The organism is uncultured Corynebacterium sp. (assembly GCF_945649885.1).
Classification (GTDB): Bacteria; Actinomycetota; Actinomycetes; order Mycobacteriales; family Mycobacteriaceae; genus Corynebacterium.
The window spans coordinates 1-15,037 of sequence record NZ_CALZFS010000064.1; the positions used below are offsets into that span (position 1 = coordinate 1).

A 15,037-nucleotide genomic window follows, 5' to 3' on the forward strand; every position below is an offset into this window, starting at 1 on the left:
TAGCTGCGTTAAAGATTGAATATAGCGATCCTTTGTTGCTTCATCATGTCCTGGAGCGGTAGCAAAACTAGTGGTAGGAGACTCTTTTTTAGTAACTTGCATGCGTTCTTGAATACGTGCAGTTATTGGAGTTTCATAGGCTCCATAAGGGAGAATGGAGTCATTCTTCTTAGGCACAGACACCGTTAATTGAACCGTTCACTAATTAAATCGATCGTTGGGATATCTGCAGGAGCCCACTTCAGGGAATTAAGTTCACTAGGTTTGAGCCAACGAATTTCAGCATGTTCAGTGAGCTGGGGTTCACCACTGATGAGTTCACACCAGTAAGTGGCAAGCTCAACAATCCCAAAGGAGTATTCATAGGCGGTGGTAGTGATGTGGTCGCCAATGGAGGCTTCACACAGGAGTTCTTCTTTGAGCTCCCTGGAAAGAGACTCTTCCGGTGTTTCGCCAGACTCGATCTTTCCGCCTGGGAACTCCCAATAACCGGGAAGTGCCTTATCTGGTCCTCGTTGTGCAGCGAGTATCAATCCGCCACGAAGAAGCACGGCACCAGTTACAGGGATTCTTTTCTTCATAGCTATCGATTCTCTCATGATTGCTTATCGAAGGGAGCTTGACCAGGTTAAATCCCTCGCTTCATCACCCAAGCCAGCACTTCACCAGATCCCTTAACAGTGAGGCTGTCAGCATCTTCCGCGCGCAGAACATCGCCTTCCTCAAGGCTGTGCTCAGCAACAGTGACATTTCCAGAGATAATATAGAGGTGGATGAAGGCCGCGCCGGGGAGTTTGGCCACGGAATCGGTGAGACGGGCTACCCGCATGGATGCACCAGTCGTGCCGAGAGGCAGTGGGGAGTCAGGACCAGCCACCTGAATGAAGTCACCTGACGAAAGTGCGTTGTCAAAGTCATGCGCTTTGTGTGAGGGTGTGGTTCCGGAAGTATCGGCTGGTAACCAGCTCTGGACAATGCGTGCTGTCTGTCTGCTGGTGTAACCGGCATCATTGACCTCTGAATGTCTCACACCTGAACCTGCACTGATGTGTTGGGCCATGCCTGTGCTGATCACCGTGGCGGTATCCGATCCGGAATCCCGGTGTCTGACAGCACCGCCTACAATCCAGGAGACAATCTCCACATCCTTATGAAAGTGCATGTCAAAGCCCTCACCAGGGGAGACGATGTCATCGTTATGGACCATGAGAAGGCCGAAGGCATTGGCCTCCAGGTCGAAGCTTCCAGTGGCGGGGAAAGACTGCCGGGATATTACTGCCGGGTCTTTCCAATGATCGCGCTCTGCTGAGCGAATGACGCTAAAAGTAGTCATATCCTGACCTTAACTATCTTGCGTGTTTTTAAAAGAGAATTGAAGAAGAGAAGCACACTGCGGGAACGCAATGGGAGCCTATGATGTGCGAGCCATATCTGGGTCTTCTGATCCAGGCTAGACCCCACTTTCTTCAAGACGAGTAAACTGTTCTTTATGCCTTTATCCTCTCCTCAGTACTTTCCAGATGTCGCGCTGATCATTGAGGGAGGTGGAACCCGTAATGCCTATACTGCAGCACTTGTTGACGAGTTGATTGCGCACAATATTCACTTCGGTTGGGTCGGGGGAGTATCTGCCGGGTCTTCGCATCTGGTGAATTACCTGTCGGGGGACCGCACCCGTGCAGTGAAGAGCTTTGTGGAGTTCGCAGCTGACCGTAATAGTTCTGGTATCCGCCCCCTGCTCACGGGCAAGGGCTATTTCCATGCGGAGCACATCTATGAAACCGCGACCGGTGCTGATCAGCCGTACCCTTATGATTTTGAGACCTTCTCCAAGAATCCCACGCCCTTCCAGATCTCAGCGGTGCGTGCTGATACCGGTGAAACGGTGTACTGGGGCCGGGAGGACACACCTGATCTGGGTAGTTTGATGAAACGGGTGAGGGCATCCTCGACAATGCCAGGTTTTATGCCGATGCCGGTTATTGATGGCGTTTCTTATGTGGATGGCGCTATAGGGGAGACCGGTGGGCTCATGTTGCAGCCTGCTATCGACGCAGGTTTCACCCGTTTCCTCGTCATCGCCACCCGGCCACGTGGGTACACGCGACCTGAGTTCTCCCGCCCGCGCCTGGTCACCACTGCGCTACGGCGCTACCCTGCAATCGCCCAGGCAACCCTGGCCAGGCCGGCATTGTATAACGAGACCAAGCAACGCCTCCTTGAGCTGGAGACCGCAGGGCAGGCCTATCTCTTCTTCTCCGAGGATATGAACATCCAGAACACGGAAACTCGCCTGCACCGGCTGCAGAACACATTCCAATTAGGCATGCGTCAGGCAAAACGAGACTTCCCAGCCATCCTGGAGTTTCTACAGAGGGGATAAAGTCCCTGCACAGAGTGCCCCAAATGCCAGGATAATCAGGAGCCTCGACAGTACGATTAGGGGAGTTACTACATTTCTGGTGTGTCCCTCATCGGATCCTCTCACCTTAAGGAAGTTCCATGAAAATCCGTACTTTCTTCGCTACTGCTGCCGCCGCAACCATTGGTACCAGCTCCCTACTTGCTCCAGCAGTCAACGCCGCAACGGTGGAATTTGAAGGCAGTTACTGCAAGATCACGATCACTGACCTCGAAATAACTGAGATGCGTAAGGCTGTGGTGAACTCTGACCCCGGCGCTGAACAACGGGTGAAGGATGCTTTTCCCGGCCTGGAAAAAGAACTGGATATCTTGCTGGGTGAGGTTGAAACGCAGTTCTTGACCAATGTGGCTGTGGATTCAAAGTTATTTTCTCCCCAGGGGCAGCAAGCTCTGAACGCATACATGGCTGATGGCTTTGACCAGGGATACACCGAGGCTGACCTCATCCTCATCCTGGTGGCACCAGCCATTCCGGATCTACTGGGAGGATACTTCGATGAAAATGGAGAAACACTGGTTGGTTCACAGTTTTTGACAAAGTCCATGGCGCGACAGCAGATCATCCAGATTGACAACTATGGGAAGGCTTCTGGATTCCACTCCTCTGGTGACAGGTTCCTGGGACTGCAGTCCAGTCCGAAAGCTTCAGCAATTGTCTCCCCGGCATTGGAAACCATGACTGTTTTTGCTGACCAGGTAAAGCAACCGTTTCAGGCATGCGTTGATGCCAAGGCCATTCCCGGTGATGGGGATGCCAGCCCGGGTGAGGAGGGAAATGGTGATGGAGACGGCAACGGCAGTGGTGACGGTGGACCCGGCGGTGACGGCAACAATGATGGCGACACTCCAGGTGGGAATGGCGATGCCACTCCCGGAGGAAACCCTGATGGAACCAACAGTGGAACTGGTAATCAGGCAGGCAGGGGCGGCAGTTCTTTCGGAAGCAGTTAGGTCCTAAGCCACAGTCTCCAGGTGTTTCTCCGCGATCTCATGGATGAGACGTGCCGCCACGCGGGCGGTGCGGTTGTTGATGTCGAGGGCCGGGTTGACCTCCACGACGTCGACAAGCTTCAGCTTCCCGGTGGCCGCAAGGGCGTGGCACACCGCGCGGATGGTGGCCAGGGGGACACCGACGGGCGCTGGTGAGCCGGTGCCTGGGGCTATCGATTCGGCGAGCACGTCAATGTCCACGGTGAGGTGGATGTGTTCGCTGTGCTGGATGCGCTGAAGTGCCATGGCAGCGGCCTGCTCCGGTGGGAAACTGGTGAGTTCATCATCGGTGACCACCGTGACGCCCAGCCGTTCAGCGGATTTGAAGAGGAAAGCAGTGTTGTTGGGCACGGAAACACCCAGTACTGAATAGTCGAATTCTTCGCCGACAAGTTCTGCCACCTGTCGGAATGGGGTGCCGTTGGTGGGTTCGTCTGCGGCGCGCAGGTCCAGGTGGGCATCCAGATTGATGATCGCAGGGGAATGTCTAAGTGCGCGGTAGACGCCGCGGTGGGAACCAAAACCAGCTTCATGTCCACCGCCCAACACGATGGGCAGGTGCCCGGCACGCACGATATCTTCCACAGCCTGACTCAGTTCATCGTGTCCGCGTTCCAGGTCATGATCGTTGACCACCACATCGCCGGCGTCATAACGGGAATGTCCATCATGGACAGCCAGCCAGCCCAACGCGTTGCGGATCGCAGCGGGACCCTGTGCGACACCCACCGGACCATGGTTGCGCAGATTGCCCTCATCAGAGGCAAAGCCCAGCGTCGCGACGCCCCGTTTCGCTGTTCCCGGTGTGGTCAGCGGCTCGACGGTGGTATACCAGAGACCGTGGTCGGGATTATTACCGTCAACGCGACCAGCCCAGGAACGGGGAAGTTCAGAAGGAAAGATATTAGTTTCATTGCTCATGCCAGCCACCGTAGGGAGGCGGCATGAGTCTGACAGAGTTCACTGAGTTTGATAGATGCAAAAAACCTGGTCCCACGGGGTGAGGGACCAGGTTTTCAACGTGTGAAGAGCTTAGATGTTGCGGGGATCAAGCTCTTGATAATTCAACGGGGCGATCGCCTTGGGGCGGCCAGTGATGAAGTAGAGCGCGGTCATCACCACGAGGAAGCCCATGCCCACACCCAGGGCCAGGTGGTAGTTGTCGTACCAGATCATGATGCCGAAGGTGAAGGTGATGAAGAGGATCGCGAAGTACTGGCCGAAAGGATAGAAAGGTACCGGGAACTTCAGGGAGGCAACCTCCGCCGGGGACATGTGGCGGCGGGATGCCACCTGGGCCAGCAGGATCATCAGCCATACGTAGACGGTGGCGAAGGTGGCCAGTGATGCCACGATCACGAAGACCTCTTCCGGCAGCAGCACGTTGAGGATGACACCGGCGACCAACACGATGATCATGATGGCGGTGGTCATCACAGGAACACCACTGCGGGACACCTTGGCCATGGCCTTCGGCGCCAGGTTCTCCTTGGCCAGGCCGGTGAGCACGCGGCCGGCACCGAAGAGGTCCGCGTTGATGGCGGACAGTGCCGCGGTGATCACCACGAGGTTGAGCAGGCCGGCAGCCCAGTTGACACCCAGGGTGGAGAAGATCTGCACGAAGGGGGACTCTTCACCGGTGATGGCCTGCCAGGGGTTCAGTGCGAGGATGACCAGGATGGCACCCACATAGAACAGCAGGATGCGCACCGGGACAGTGTTGACAGCCTTGGGGATGGACTTCTCAGGATCTTCAGCCTCAGAACCAGCCACGCCGATGATCTCCGTGCCACCGAAAGCGAAGAGCACCAGGATGAAGGCTGCGATCATGCCTTCCACACCATTGGGGAAGAATCCGCCGTGCTCCCACAGGTTGGAGATGCCGGAGACATCAGGGGAATTGCCCAGGCCGAAGGCCAGGATGGCGGCGCCACCGATGATCATCGCCACGACCGCGGTGACCTTGATCAGGGTGAACACGAACTCCAGCTCGCCGAACCAGCGCACTGATGCCAGGTTTGCGCCACCGACGATGAGCAGGGTGGCAGCCACCCAGACCCACTGTGCGGTGTCCGGGAACCAGAATTTCATATAGATGCCGATGGCCGTGAGGTCCGCCAGACAGACGATCAACATCTCAAAGGCGAACATCCAACCGGTGATATAGCCGGCCCAGCCTCCCAGGTGTGCGCGGGTATATACAGCGAAGGAACCACGGACGGGGTGGCGCACGGACATCTCACCAAGTGCACGGAGCATGAAGTAGACGACAGCGCCGCCGAGCAGGTACACCAGCAGTACTGAGGGGCCTGCAGCCTGGATCGCGCCGGCGGAGCCATAGAACAGGCCTGTGCCGATGGCGGAACCGAGTGCGATGAAGTGGATGTGGCGTGCGCGTAGACCTTTAAATTTCCTGGTCGTTATCGTCGCATCGGACACGGTAGGGGAGGCACTCATTGAGATGCGGTCTCCATTTCAGGACATTCCCACGTGCGCCCCGGGGGCCAAGAGCATTCACTGGTGGACGCAAGTGGTACGGAATTTGAACGGGGATTACCTTACTCTCTCCATTGGAAAATCTTATGGTCGGACTAAATACCGCCATCGCAGGAAATGTCTCAAAAACCCCTGTTGGTGGTTGGCATCACAGGCTATGGGGCGTGTGTGCAGGTCGCATGCCCGATCGGGCGAGTTTTTGGGATCTTTGGGGATGTATATCTCATTTATGCAGCTCAACCTATCGGTAGTGCAGTGGTCAATATTGTTTTAGATGTGGAGTTTCTGAGGGAAGTGGCGTAGGTTTAAGAAACAATGAGAAATACCGATAACGTCACCGGCGACGTAGAACAGCCGGAAAACGTCATTTCGTCGGAATCTCAGGAAACCCCGCAGGGTGACTCAGCGTCAGCTGACTCTGCTTCCGAAACCCCCAACAACACTGTTGAGGACACTGCTGTGTCCAAGGGCGAAGAAGATATCACCAGGGTTGCGGAAATTTCTGAGGACGCCGACTCCGCTAATGAAGCGGACAACGCGAGTAATGTAATCGAAGAGCATGTGAACGAGGACTCCTCGGAAGACGCAACCCCGTCTTCAAACGAGTCATCCTCTACGGAAGCAAGCAACGGCTTCGATGCACTCGGATTGCCACCGCAGGTTCTTGCTGCAGTGCGCAAGGTGGGTTACGAAACTCCTTCCCCAATTCAGGCACAGACCATCCCAGTCCTCATGCAGGGCCAGGATGTTGTTGGTCTGGCACAGACCGGTACCGGTAAGACCGCAGCCTTCGCGCTGCCGATCCTTTCCCGTATTGACAAGTCCGTGCGCAGCCCACAGGCTCTCGTGCTTGCACCAACCCGTGAGCTCGCGCTCCAGGTTGCAGACTCCTTCCAGTCCTTCGCCGATCACGTTGGCGGACTGAACGTCCTGCCGATCTACGGTGGACAGGCCTACGGCATTCAGCTGTCCGGTCTCCGCCGCGGCGCCCACATCGTTGTGGGTACCCCAGGCCGTGTCATCGATCACCTGGAGAAGGGCTCACTGGATATCTCCGGTCTGCGTTTCCTCGTGCTCGATGAGGCCGATGAGATGCTCAACATGGGCTTCCAGGAAGATGTTGAGCGCATCCTCGCCGACACCCCGGATGACAAGCAGGTTGCTCTGTTCTCTGCGACCATGCCAAACGGCATCCGTCGTCTGAGCAAGCAGTACCTGAACAATCCGGCTGAGATCTCAGTCAAGTCTGAGACCCGCACCGCCACCAACATCACCCAGCGCTACCTCTCTGTTGCACACCGCAACAAGATGGACGCACTGACCCGTATCCTCGAGGTCACCGAGTTCGAGGCAATGATCATGTTCGTGCGTACCAAGCACGAGACTGAGGAAGTTGCCGAGAAGCTGCGTGCCCGCGGATTCTCCGCCGCAGCCATCAACGGTGACATCGCTCAGGCACAGCGTGAGCGCACTGTTGATCAGCTCAAGGACGGCCGCCTGGACATCCTGGTTGCCACCGATGTTGCTGCCCGTGGTCTTGACGTCGAGCGCATCTCCCACGTGCTCAACTATGACATCCCGAACGACACCGAGTCCTACGTCCACCGCATCGGCCGCACCGGCCGTGCAGGTCGTACCGGCGAGGCGATCCTGTTCGTCACCCCACGTGAGCGTCGTATGCTGCGTTCCATCGAGCGTGCCACCAACGCACCGCTCAACGAGATGGAACTGCCGACCGTCGACGAGGTCAACGAATTCCGCAAGGTCAAGTTCGCTGACTCCATCACCAAGGCTCTCAAGCACTCCCAGGTCGGACTTTTCCGCGACCTGATCAAGGAGTACTCCGAGAAGAACGACACTCCGCTCGAGGACATCGCTGCTGCACTGGCCACTGAGGCCCAGTCCGGTGGAGACTTCTTCCTCACCGAGCAGGCTGCAGACCGTGATCGCGGACGCGACCGTGGTGACCGTTCCTCCCGCTTTGACGATCGTGGCGATCGTGGACGTGGACGCGACCGTGGTGACCGCGGAGACCGTGGCGACCGTCCATCCCGCTTCGACCGTAACGACGAGAACCTGGCCACCTACCGCATCGCGGTTGGTAAGCGTCAGCACGTCCGCCCGGGTGCCATTGTCGGTGCCCTGGCCAACGAAGGTGGCCTCAACTCCAAGGACTTCGGCCGCATCACCATTGCAGCCGATCACACCCTGGTTGAACTGCCTAAGGATCTCCCACAGAGCACCCTCGACGCCCTGGCAGATACCCGTATCTCCGGGCAGCTCATCAACATCGAGCGCGACTCCGGTGGACGCCCACCACGTCGCTTCGAACGCGATGACCGTGGCGGCGACCGTGGAGGATTCCGCGGTAACCGTGAAGGCGGCGGCGACCGTGGCGGCCGCGGAGGATTCCGCGGTAACCGTGAAGGCGGCGGCGACCGTGGCGGCCGCGGAGGTTTCCGTGGCGGACGCGACCGCGATGACCGTGGCGGACGTGGCGGCTGGAGGGATTAATTCCCCCGGCCCGCGTAAGCAGCCCTAGCTTTTAAAGAACGACCCACTTCACCTGATAAAGGTGAGTGGGTCGTTCTTTGTCGTTGTGAACTCCTGGTTGGATAAGTCCCTACATTTATGGAACTCTGAGTGTTTCAGATCTGCCTTTCTCCGGGATGGTGTGGACAAAGTTCCACAAATGTATGTGCTCTGTGCTGCAGAAGACAAAGACCGCGGCTGTCACCTTCCTGTCCAGGCAGGGGAGGGGCAGTCGCGGTCTTTTGTATGGAAGAGCCTAGAAGAACATGGTGATGGCGGTGAGAACCCACAGCAGGGCCCAGATGCCACTGAACATGGACAGCTGGCTCTTGGCCTTCTTCCAATCGGTGATCTCATAGGTTTTTTCTGCCAGTTCATCGGCTTCCAACAGCCCGAGTGCACCCATCATCTTCTTCTGGCGGGGGATGACGAGGAAGAACAGCACCGCCCAGGCCAGAAGTGCCAGGACGATGGCGGCGTGGAAATTGTACTGGGTGAAGTAGTAGCTGGCATCCAGGAACATGATGGCCAGTCCGAGCAGGGGGACCAACAGGGAGAGGACTCCGTAGTTCTGGGTGATGTCGTACAGGGTCTTCGCGGCACCTGCAGCGTGAGTGTCGCCGGTGTTGGCTTCAGCGGCGCGGAGGTGGAAGGAGGAGGTGGCCACGGTCACCGGCCCGAGGAAGAGGATGGCGGTCAGTACATGGAGGACGATCACGATGGTGGTCACGGTGGGCTGCTGGGACCTTTCACTTGGGTATTGTCAACGGGTGGAGCTTGTCCAAAGACACCCTAACCAGATCCGCCGGTTTTGACGAAACCACAACTGCGTCTCCCTACCCGGATGTCAGCTTCGGGGAGGGGGAGTTCATAGTGGGCGGCCACGGCGAACATCCGTTGTGCATACCAGCACCGTGAACCCTGGTGGGAGGGCAACCACTCACTGGGCAGTTGATCGGATTTGGTCTGGTTCTCACTACGGTTGACCAGGACCAGGTTGCTGGGATCATTGGCAAAACGGATACGTTCTATAGCGCTCCAGGAGTGTGCTCCGAGGTCCCAGGCGGCGCTGAGGGGCAGGATGTGGTCGACTTCCGCACTGTCCAGATCAAGGGGTTCGCCGGAGTAGGGGTCAGTCTCGCCTGCGGCCGACACCACGGCTTCCCGAACGCCTGACTGCCAGGTCCCGAAACGGGTTTCGCGGTCATAGCCGATGATCCGGACCCGTTGGGTGACTGGTTTCACCGCCGCGAGCTCCGGCTTGTCGGGATTGAGGAAGGGGGCTGCTGTGTAGGCGGTCAGGGCAAGAGTGAAGACGGCGAGTAACCTGATGAATGTTTTCACATTCAGGTTAGACTCGCCGTCTTGAGCAGAGGTTCCCTCGGGCGGAGTTTAAGGGTTGTTTGGAGTCTGCTTGATCTCCTGTGCAACCTCAGCAAAATCTACATCTTCATCGGTCATGCTGGTGGCATGGGAGAGGCGTGCTGCGGTGTCGAACTCGTCCGTGATCTCCTTGATCGGAGCCTTGGTCATCAGGGAGACAACGACCATGACTATGGCGGCCAGGGCGAAGCCCGGGACGATCTCGTAGATGATATCGCCCAGTGCGGTGGAGCCCCAGACGATGGAGACAACTGCACCGGTGACCATGCCGGCGATGGCACCGGGGGCATTGAGACGCTTCCAGTAGAGCATCGCCAGGATGATCGGGCCGAAGGCAGAACCGAAGCCAGCCCACGCGAAGCCCACCAGGCCGAGAATGGAGTCCGAGGGGTTGACTGCCATGAGCGCGGCGATGACAGCCAGCACGATGACGGTGCCACGGGACAGGCTCAGCAGGGTCTTCTGGTTGAGTCCGTCCTTCTTGACCACCTTGAGCAGATCCTCAATGAGGGAGGAGGCGGTGACCAGCAGCTGGGAGGACATGGTGGACATGATCGCAGCCAGAACAGCGGTCAGAACCAGACCGGCGATCAGTGGGTGGAAGAGCACACGGGCCAGATCCAGGAAGACAGATTCATAGGCGTTGGTATCCGTGACGGAGTATTCAGGGTTTTGTGCGAAGAATACGGTGGAGATCATGGCCACGAAGGTGGCACCCACCAGGCACAGGATCATCCAGGAGATACCGATGCGACGGCCCTGCTTGGCTTCAGCAGGGGAGCGCAATGCCATGAAGCGGACCACGATGTGGGGCTGACCGAAGTAGCCCAGACCCCAGGCGATATTACCGATGATCGCAGCGACGGACACACCGGTGATCATGGAGAAATACGTTGGGTTGCCAATGCCGTCGGTGTGCGGACCGTAGTCATTGGAGGCGGCGAAGCTGAAGATATCAGCCGGGTTGCTCAGCGCCAGGATGGCCACGACGGGGACGATGATCAGGGAGAAGAACATGATTGTGCCCTGGACAGCATCGGTATAGGAAACCGCGAGGAAGCCACCGATGAAGGTGTAGGCCACCGTCACGCCGGCCACGATGGCCATGCCGGTCAGGTAATCGCCACCGAAGGTGGATTCCCAGTACACGCCGCCGGCCACCATGCCGGAGGATATGTAGAAGGTGAAAAAGACAATGATGATCAGTGCTGCGATGATGCGCAGGGCACGGGACTTGTCACGTAGACGGTTCTCAAAGAATGAGGGCAGCGTGATGGAGTCCTGGGACACCTCGGTGTAGGAACGCAGGCGTGGGGCGACGAACATCCAGTTGGCCCAGGCACCGATGGTCAGACCGATGGCGATCCACAGCTCGGACATGCCGGTGACATAAAGCGCACCTGGAAGACCCATCAGCAGCCAGCCGGACATATCTGAGGCACCTGCTGACATGGCGGCGACGAAGGGGTTCAGTCCACGTCCGCCGAGCATGTATTCGTCATATTTTTGGGTTTTGCGGTAACTCCAATAACCGATGAGCACCATGACCAACATGTAAATAATGATGGCGATGATGAACCAGGTGTTATCACTCACGAGGTTCTCCTTTGATGATTATTCGATCGTGGTTCAATGGTTTTTCAAAAGCAGCATTTCATCCGGTGATAACCTGAGACGGGCATCACTGGAAAAATGCTGTGAAGGCTAACACTAACCCACACCCGGTGGTGTTGAAACACACAGAAACAAAAGTCACCCCAATGTGGGAGTGGCTGCCGCTAGACGCTCCGGCACTCTCAGGCAGGAGATCTGTGCTGTCACCTGCAGGGTGTTCCCTGGCGCCCACTGTGGCGGCTGTGCCACCCCAGAATGCGGTCCACTTCAGGTGCATCACCCCAAGGTCGGGGAGAACAGGATAGGCTAGAAGAGTTATCCACAGTGTTTGCACATGGATACGAGTAATGGTTGATACTTGTTAGAAATGAGCACATGACTTCTCACCTGCTGCATGGTCTTTGGATCAAGGACCGAGGCCTTCAACTGTGGATTGAGCAGGTCGATGGCCATAAGATCGTCCTGCCTGAGGCAGTGGAGGCGGGAACGTTTCCACCCGTGGTTGATCAGATCCTCGAGGGCAAGACTTTCCGACCCCGGATGAAGGTGCATCTGCGTACCCCGAAGGGCCGGCAGGTGGAGCTTCCCATGCCCACGGCTGCCTTCACCCCGGAGGAAGCTGTCCGGGTGTTGTCCCAGCTCAGTTTCCTCCAGGCGGAACTGCCTGCGGCCACCAAGGCACAACGTGCCACCATCGCACCGGATCTGTTGTGGATCATCGCTATGTACCGGGGCCTGACCCGTTTTGTCCAGGCAGGTCGCGTCACCTTGAAGACCGTGATGATGGACAACTCCTGGTGGCCCCAGTGGCAGTTGTCCGCCAGCCTCGCGGAACGGGGTTGGTTGGCGGAGATGAACCACACGGCTCCGGGAATCCTGCTGAAAAACGGTGGCAAGGATCTGGCGGGTGTGATGGCCAATGAGCTGCCGCACTGGATCGCCAACCACATCCTGGCTGATTACCGTGATGAGGTCCTGCCCTATGCCCGCCATGAGTTTTTAGATGCGCTCCTTTATAACCATGCTCTGCGCAAGGGGTCAACCATGCTTACCCATGCGCTGAATCAGTGGAAGAACACGATTACCTCGGCGTCGCTGCAGCTGGTGATCATCGTGGAGGAACCCCCGACGGATTCTGATTATGAGGATCCGATGGATTCCGTCTGGCCGGTGCGCCTGATGGTGCGGTCCGGTGTGGATGCACCACAGCCGATCCAGAAGCAGAATATTGATTCTGGTGGCCTGGAATCACTGCGTCAGCAGTTTGAAACCGCCAAGACCATTTCCTATCTCCTGGATCCCGCCCGCGATGATGCGATACCCGCCCACGAGGCGAACATCGTGCAGAAGGGGGATTGGGATATTTGCCTCAATACCCTGGAGATCGTCGACTTCATCAGTCATGACGTCGCAAAGCTCAAAAAGGCCGGGGTCACGGTCATGCTGCCCAAGGCGTGGAGTGCCTATGAAACGCGCGCCCAGGTGGAGGCCCGCACACCGGGCGATCCGGCGGATTCCGCCACCAATTCCATCATCGGTCTGGATCAGCTGGTGGAATATGACTGGAAGATCAGCGTCGGTGATGTGGAGTTGACCGATGATGAGATGCAGGAACTGGTGGAATCCAAGTCCGGTCTGATCCGCCTGCGCGGTGACTGGGTCATGGCTGACCAGGATGCGCTGCGCCGCATCACCGGCTATATGGAGGAGTTGTCCAAGTCCTCCCAGAAGCGGGCCAAGGCGGAGATGGAAAAAGCCGCCATGGAAGCCAAACTTGCAGAAGCAGCAGGGGAGGAGGGCTGGCAGCTGTTGGCCGCTCATGCGGAACAGTTGCGCCAGAAGTTCAATGAAACCTACTCCGGTGAGGGCCATGGTGAGGTCACGCTGTCTGAGCTGCGCGAGATTGCGCTCAAGGCCGCGGAGAATGAACCTGTGGAGTTCACCGGTTCCCAGTGGTACAGCTCCCTGCTGGGCGGAACGGAGACCCCGGCACCGGCGCGGGTGGATATCCCAGACACGGTCATCGCCGATCTACGTGAATACCAGCGCCGCGGTGTTGACTGGTTGTACTGGATGTCGGAGAACAACCTCGGTGCGGTGCTTGCCGACGACATGGGCCTGGGCAAGACCCTCCAGCTGCTCAGTCTGCTGGCCGTCGAGCGTGCCGAGCACCCCGACCGTGAGGTCAAACCCACCCTGGTGGTCTGTCCGACCTCCGTGGTGGGCAACTGGGCGGTGGAGGCCGAGAAGTTCGTGCCCGGCCTCAAGGTGATGGTCCACCATGGACCACAACGTGACAATGGTGAGGCATTGGTGAAGAATGCCGCCAAGGTGGATCTGGTGGTGACCTCCTATGGTGTGGTTACCCGTGACTTCAAACTGTTGGGTGGGGTGAACTTTGACCGTGTGGTGCTCGATGAGGCCCAGGCGATCAAGAATTCCTCCACACGCGTGTCCAAGGCTGTGCGCTCGTTGCCCTCACGTCACCGGGTGGCGCTGACCGGTACCCCGGTGGAGAACCGTCTGTCTGAGATGCGTTCCATCCTGGACTTCTGCAATCCCGGTGTGTTGGGCAGTGCCTCCTTCTTCCGTAATCATTTTGCCAAGGCTATTGAGCGTGAGCAGGACGAGGACATGACTGAACGTCTCCGTCAGCTGACGGCACCGTTTATCCTGCGCCGCCTGAAAACTGATGCCGCAATCATTGATGATCTCCCGGAGAAGTCCGAACGCATCATCCGTGTGGACATGTCCTCGGAGCAGGCCTCCTTGTACAAGGCGCTGGTGGAGGATGTGCAGCAGCAGCTGGATCAGCGTCAGGGGATGTCGCGCAAGGGACTGGTGCTGGCCACCATCACGCGCATCAAGCAGATCTGTAATCACCCGGCGCACTTCTTAGGCGATGGTTCCCCCCTCACGATCAAGGGCAAGCACCGTTCCGGCAAGGTTGAGGCCTTGATGGATCTGTTGGATGATGCCGTGGCGGAGGAACGCCGCACCCTGATCTTCACCCAGTACACCGCCTTCGGCCGGATCCTGGCACCCTATCTGTCGGACCGTCTGGGCGCGGACATCCCCTTCCTGCACGGTGGTGTGTCCAAGACCGGCCGTGACCGCATGGTTGCCGATTTCCAATCTGGTGAGGGGCCACCGGCGATGATCCTGTCGCTCAAGGCGGGTGGTACTGGTCTGAACCTGACGGCTGCCTCCATCGTGGTGCACATGGACCGCTGGTGGAACCCGGCCGTGGAGAACCAGGCCACCGACCGTGCCTTCCGCATCGGCCAGAAGAGCAATGTGGATGTGTACAAGATGATCACCGCCGGCACCATGGAGGAGTCCATCCAGGACATCCTGGATGGCAAGATGCACCTGGCCAGCGCCATCGTCGGCGAGGGCGAGGGCTGGATCACTGAACTCAACCCGGATGAACTGGCCATGCTCATGAGCTACCGCGAAAGGGAGGGTGCAGATGTCTGATGAAACCACCGGCTCGGGGGCGTCCCGCAGGCCACACATGGATAATGTCATCTACGCCAACTTCGGTGCGAAGACGAGGGTGGATACGGCGGAGTCAGCAGAAAGCGCTGCCAACAAG

General features: G+C 57.9%; 11 protein-coding genes. 4 read left to right on the plus strand and 7 right to left on the minus strand.

Going from position 1 to position 15,037, the window contains the following annotated elements; genetic code table 11:
* Positions 1-185 precede the first annotated feature (185 nt).
* Positions 186-581, minus strand: a complete 396-nt coding sequence (locus tag Q0M74_RS08285) for a (deoxy)nucleoside triphosphate pyrophosphohydrolase (RefSeq protein ID WP_293953310.1) — start codon at positions 579-581, stop codon at positions 186-188.
* A 47-nt stretch (positions 582-628) separates the two neighbouring features.
* Positions 629-1,333, minus strand: coding sequence for a pirin family protein (locus Q0M74_RS08290; protein WP_293953312.1), 705 nt, complete (start codon positions 1,331-1,333; stop codon positions 629-631).
* Between the two features lie 156 nt (positions 1,334-1,489).
* Here Q0M74_RS08290 and Q0M74_RS08295 point away from each other — a divergent pair, with 156 nt between their 5' ends.
* On the plus strand, positions 1,490-2,383 hold the full coding sequence (locus Q0M74_RS08295; RefSeq protein ID WP_293953314.1) for a patatin family protein: 894 nt from the start codon (positions 1,490-1,492) through the stop codon (positions 2,381-2,383).
* A 119-nt stretch (positions 2,384-2,502) separates the two neighbouring features.
* Entirely contained in the window at positions 2,503-3,375 is an 873-nt protein-coding gene (locus Q0M74_RS08300) for a hypothetical protein (protein ID WP_293953316.1), read from the plus strand.
* A 3-nt stretch (positions 3,376-3,378) separates the two neighbouring features.
* On the opposite strand, the gene hutG is transcribed toward Q0M74_RS08300, so the two are convergent.
* Complete coding sequence (hutG, locus tag Q0M74_RS08305) at positions 3,379-4,335, minus strand: formimidoylglutamase (RefSeq protein WP_293953318.1); 957 nt, start codon at positions 4,333-4,335, stop codon at positions 3,379-3,381.
* Between the two features lie 111 nt (positions 4,336-4,446).
* Positions 4,447-5,871: an amino acid permease gene (locus Q0M74_RS08310; protein ID WP_293953320.1), complete on the minus strand. Its 1,425-nt coding sequence runs from the start codon at positions 5,869-5,871 to the stop codon at positions 4,447-4,449.
* A 354-nt stretch (positions 5,872-6,225) separates the two neighbouring features.
* Here Q0M74_RS08310 and Q0M74_RS08315 point away from each other — a divergent pair, with 354 nt between their 5' ends.
* Positions 6,226-8,424, plus strand: coding sequence for a DEAD/DEAH box helicase (locus tag Q0M74_RS08315; protein ID WP_293953322.1), 2,199 nt, complete (start codon positions 6,226-6,228; stop codon positions 8,422-8,424).
* Between the two features lie 274 nt (positions 8,425-8,698).
* Here the strand turns inward: Q0M74_RS08315 and Q0M74_RS08320 are convergent, their stop codons facing one another.
* The 3 genes from Q0M74_RS08320 to putP form a co-directional block, all read right to left on the minus strand.
* The gene (locus tag Q0M74_RS08320; RefSeq protein WP_293953324.1) at positions 8,699-9,172 is read right to left on the minus strand and encodes a DUF2269 domain-containing protein; all 474 of its coding nucleotides are present in this window, start codon (positions 9,170-9,172) and stop codon (positions 8,699-8,701) included.
* Positions 9,173-9,234: 62 nt separating this feature from the next.
* Positions 9,235-9,786, minus strand: a complete 552-nt coding sequence (locus Q0M74_RS08325) for an HNH endonuclease family protein (protein ID WP_293953326.1) — start codon at positions 9,784-9,786, stop codon at positions 9,235-9,237.
* Positions 9,787-9,834: 48 nt separating this feature from the next.
* Positions 9,835-11,421 carry a sodium/proline symporter PutP gene (gene putP / locus Q0M74_RS08330; RefSeq protein WP_293953328.1) on the minus strand — a complete coding sequence of 529 codons (1,587 nt, stop codon included), beginning with the start codon at positions 11,419-11,421 and terminating at the stop codon, positions 9,835-9,837.
* Between the two features lie 393 nt (positions 11,422-11,814).
* Here putP and Q0M74_RS08335 point away from each other — a divergent pair, with 393 nt between their 5' ends.
* Positions 11,815-14,919, plus strand: coding sequence for a DEAD/DEAH box helicase (locus Q0M74_RS08335; protein WP_293953330.1), 3,105 nt, complete (start codon positions 11,815-11,817; stop codon positions 14,917-14,919).
* Positions 14,920-15,037: the final 118 nt, after the last annotated feature.

What these genes read in the sequence shown, in the direction of transcription:
- Q0M74_RS08285 (WP_293953310.1), bottom strand. Translation starts at nt 581, where the DNA reads ATGAAGAAAAGAATCCCTGTAACTGGTGCCGTGCTTCTTCGTGGCGGA.
- Q0M74_RS08290 (WP_293953312.1), bottom strand. Translation starts at nt 1,333, where the DNA reads ATGACTACTTTTAGCGTCATTCGCTCAGCAGAGCGCGATCATTGGAAA.
- Q0M74_RS08295 (WP_293953314.1), top strand. Translation starts at nt 1,490, where the DNA reads ATGCCTTTATCCTCTCCTCAGTACTTTCCAGATGTCGCGCTGATCATT.
- Q0M74_RS08300 (WP_293953316.1), top strand. Translation starts at nt 2,503, where the DNA reads ATGAAAATCCGTACTTTCTTCGCTACTGCTGCCGCCGCAACCATTGGT.
- hutG (WP_293953318.1), bottom strand. Translation starts at nt 4,335, where the DNA reads ATGAGCAATGAAACTAATATCTTTCCTTCTGAACTTCCCCGTTCCTGG.
- Q0M74_RS08310 (WP_293953320.1), bottom strand. Translation starts at nt 5,871, where the DNA reads ATGAGTGCCTCCCCTACCGTGTCCGATGCGACGATAACGACCAGGAAA.
- Q0M74_RS08315 (WP_293953322.1), top strand. Translation starts at nt 6,226, where the DNA reads ATGAGAAATACCGATAACGTCACCGGCGACGTAGAACAGCCGGAAAAC.
- Q0M74_RS08335 (WP_293953330.1), top strand. Translation starts at nt 11,815, where the DNA reads ATGACTTCTCACCTGCTGCATGGTCTTTGGATCAAGGACCGAGGCCTT.